The following is a 3,578-nucleotide window of genomic DNA, read 5'->3' as shown; positions in this document are numbered from 1 at the left end:
CGTCCTATAACCGGGTCTATAGATAGACCGTTAGGCAAATTCACGGCTGTATAGGTAAGTACATCCCCTTCAGAATCCGAGGCATCAATATCAAGGGAAATAACCTCCCCCTCTTCATTGGTTTGATCCCCAGGATTAGTCACTTCCGGAGCCTGATTTACCGGTGCTGGATCAACATTCCAAGTAAAGGAGATGGAGGTCGATTCCGTGGGCGATCCATCATCAATCACTGTTAAGGTTACATTATAAGGGCTATTGCTAGAAGCGCCTACATCAATTGTTCCATTTATAAGTCCTGTAGATGCATTTATTGTTAATCCACTTGGAAGATCGGTAGCCGTGTAGGTTAAAATATCGCCATTGGGATCATTAGCTTCAATTTGTAAGGCTACTTCATCCCCTTCCAGATCTGTTTGTGTTCCAGGATTGGTTATAATAGGTGCCTCATTTCCTGTTGCAGCGTTCACCATTATGTCTACTGTGGTGGTATTGGTGTACGTCCCATCAGTTACCGTTAGTTCAACACTATAAATCCCCACGGCCGTAAACTCATGGACGGGGTCGGACTCTGTACTCAAGGGAGAGCCATCCATGAAATTCCATTCATAGCCCGTTACCTGTACGTCGTCTGTAGAATTACTACCGGTAAATGAGACGGTAAGGGGCACGGTTCCGCTCATTGGATTTGCAGTAGCCACTGCCGTTGGCGGTTCATTGTTTGGGTTCGGATTTACTGTAATGGTAACCTCGTCCCAACTGGAATCAGTCTCATCATCCGTTACGGTAAGTCTGAAAACGTAAGTACCTACAATTAAATCACTTGCTGTTAGTTCTGGCGTATCTTCCCCCATTAGTATAGCAGTTCCAGGTCCACTCATCTGGGTCCAGAGGTAGGTAACGACCCCACCATCCGGGTCTCTTCCAGAACCGTTTTGAATTATAGTATTTTCAGGTAAGTCTATTGCCTGGTCTGGACCGGCATCAACTTCCGGAACACGGGAGCCAGTAACTTCAATTCCTGATAATTTTGGGAACTGAGTAACTGGAATTAACGTAATGGTTAAGTTCCCGTCCTGCACCTCAATATTAGAAAAGGTCTCTATCACAGCTGTAGCACTGCCACCAGCTTCCACCACAATATCATAATTCTCTATTCTTTGTGCTCCATTTTCAACATCTATATGGAACACCCTAGAACCTACACCACCATTTGGATCCCCATTTGGGACACCAAAATAAATCTCGGCAAAGTGCAAGCTTACATTGTGTTTTCCATTGTCAACCGGAATTTCATAAATAAGATTACCACTTGTAATAAATCGCTCTGTTTGGTATAGAGTATCATTTTCTGTATTAGCAATAGGAATTACATTACTATGTAATCCTCCACCGCTAAAGAATTGATCAGCACTCCATAGTTCACCATTAAAATCAAAATCTGGACCCCCAGAATTAATTCTAAATGGCACGGGATCGCTCAGCACTGTTAATACCATTTCATCCCAAGCAGAGTCGTCTTCATCGTCCGTCACCGTCAAGCGGAAAACATAAGTTCCTTCCACTAGGTCGTTAACGGTAAGGTTGTCCGTAGTTTCATTGGACAAGGTTGCCATATTGGGTCCACTTTCCTGTGTCCAAAGGTAGCTAACAATAGCTCCTCCATCCGGGTCATAGGCCGACCCATCCAAAACTATACTATTGGTAGGCAGGGTAAGTGACTTGTCTTTCCCTGCCGATACGATAGGTAATTCAGAAGTACCTCCCGATTTAAGGACCTCAATTCCAGATATTTTCGGGAAATCCACTACGGAGGTAAGGGTAATTGTTAAACTACCATCATTTACCGTAATATTTTCATAATGTTCTATTACTGCCGTTGCACTACCACCAGCAGCAGCCACTATGTCGTAATTATCTATTTGCACCTGACCATTTTCCACTTCTATATTAAAGACCCTAGAACCTTCCCCACCTGCAGAACCCTGACCAGGCACCCCATGGAATATCTCTGCGAAATGAAGATTTAAATCATAGGTTCCATCGTTGACTGGAATATCATAGACCAAGGTACCAGAGGATGCGTAACGTTCTGTTTGATACAATTTATCATTGGAAGTATTGGCTATCGCTATATTATTGCTGAAAGTAGTGCCACCGGTAAAAGATTGATCCGCCGCCCATTCTACTATATTAAATGTATAGGCTGGCCCACCAGAATTGATCCGTATTGCCAACACCTCTTCTTCCACCGAAACGCTTACTTCATCATAAACTGAATTATTTCTATTATTGGTTACTGTAAGCCTAAATACATAGACACCTTCCACCATATCGGTAACGCTTAAATTGGTGGTATTTTCCCCACTAAGCGTAGCGGTATTTGGGCCACTTACTTGATTCCATAAAAAGGTTACGGTTCCGCCATTGGGATCGCTCCCTGTTCCATTGAGTGTAACGCTTGTTGTGGGTAATAATACTACCTGATCCTCACCGGCGTCAGCAACTGGATCTTGTTGTTGTGGCGAAAGGGTGGTGTTTTCGTAAATACGGGGTCCTTTGTTATTTAACCATCCATTGGAAACCACGTCTAAATCCCCGTCGTTGTCAATATCCACCACCATGGCCGAGTCGTGATGTTCTAGGTTCAAGGATCCGTCATCCAGAATATGTTCGATCCATTGTCCGCTATTACATAGGTCATTTTCAAAGGCAATGAGACGTTTACTTCCATTCCACTCCCCTACTACGATATCCATATCCCCATCAAAATCAAAATCGATGGCAAAAAGGCTTAAACTTCCATTGACAGAATTGCTAATGATGTGTTTTGTCCATGGTTGGGTAGGGTCTGCAGGTGATTCAAACCAGGCGAGCTGCATTCGGTCTGGATCGGTTCCAAGACCTAATTGACCAACCACACCGTCCAATCTTCCATTCCCATTAAAATCGGCTAATTGAATACGGTCTGGGGTGGTTGCATACCCAACATTTATTGGATAGGTAGTCCAGGTGCCATCCCCTTCGTTTCGCAACCAGTTGATTCCTTGATAAAGGTCTAGCCTCCCATCCCCATCGATATCTCCTACCTCTATATCTTCTCCTGAAGGGTCATTGCTGATAGCTTCCAAGGTCCAGGTGCCTGTAGTGGGGTCTGCAGTGGGTGTCAACATTTGTACCGGAAAATTGGTAGATTCTGCACCGTTCCAGTTAATTGCCATTTGGTAAGGGGATCCCAGTCCAAAATCGCCACCGGTAATACCCGCTAAAAAAGGTTCACCATATCCCGTATTCACAACTGGAATATTATTGTAAACTGTAAAGTTCCCATTGCCATCGTTCTTAGCCCACAACAATCGTTCACTCTGGTACTCGCTTCCCGGCGGGCCGATCTCTGTTCCTAAAAGATCCATATGACCATCCCCATCAAAGTCGTACACATGAACCACGTTCCCAAAATTACCTCCAATGGTCTTTTTTTCCCAGTTACCGGAAGCCGCACCCGGATTTTTGTACCACCAACCGCCAGTCACAATATCTTTTAATCCATCCCCATCCAAATCGAAGTGGGGAATGGTAAA

1 protein-coding gene is annotated in these 3,578 nt (G+C 44.3%); it reads right to left on the bottom strand.

The features are described 5' to 3' along the window. Window positions 1-3,578: PKD domain-containing protein (locus F1E73_RS16595; RefSeq protein ID WP_191089054.1), on the bottom strand; the 3,578-nt coding region annotated here is incomplete at both ends.

The sequence above is a fragment of the Arenibacter lacus genome (assembly GCF_008711145.1).
Lineage (GTDB): Bacteria > Bacteroidota > Bacteroidia > Flavobacteriales > Flavobacteriaceae > Arenibacter > Arenibacter amylolyticus.
Note: the sequence above shows the minus strand (reverse complement) of the source record. Positions and strands in the feature narration are given on the sequence as shown.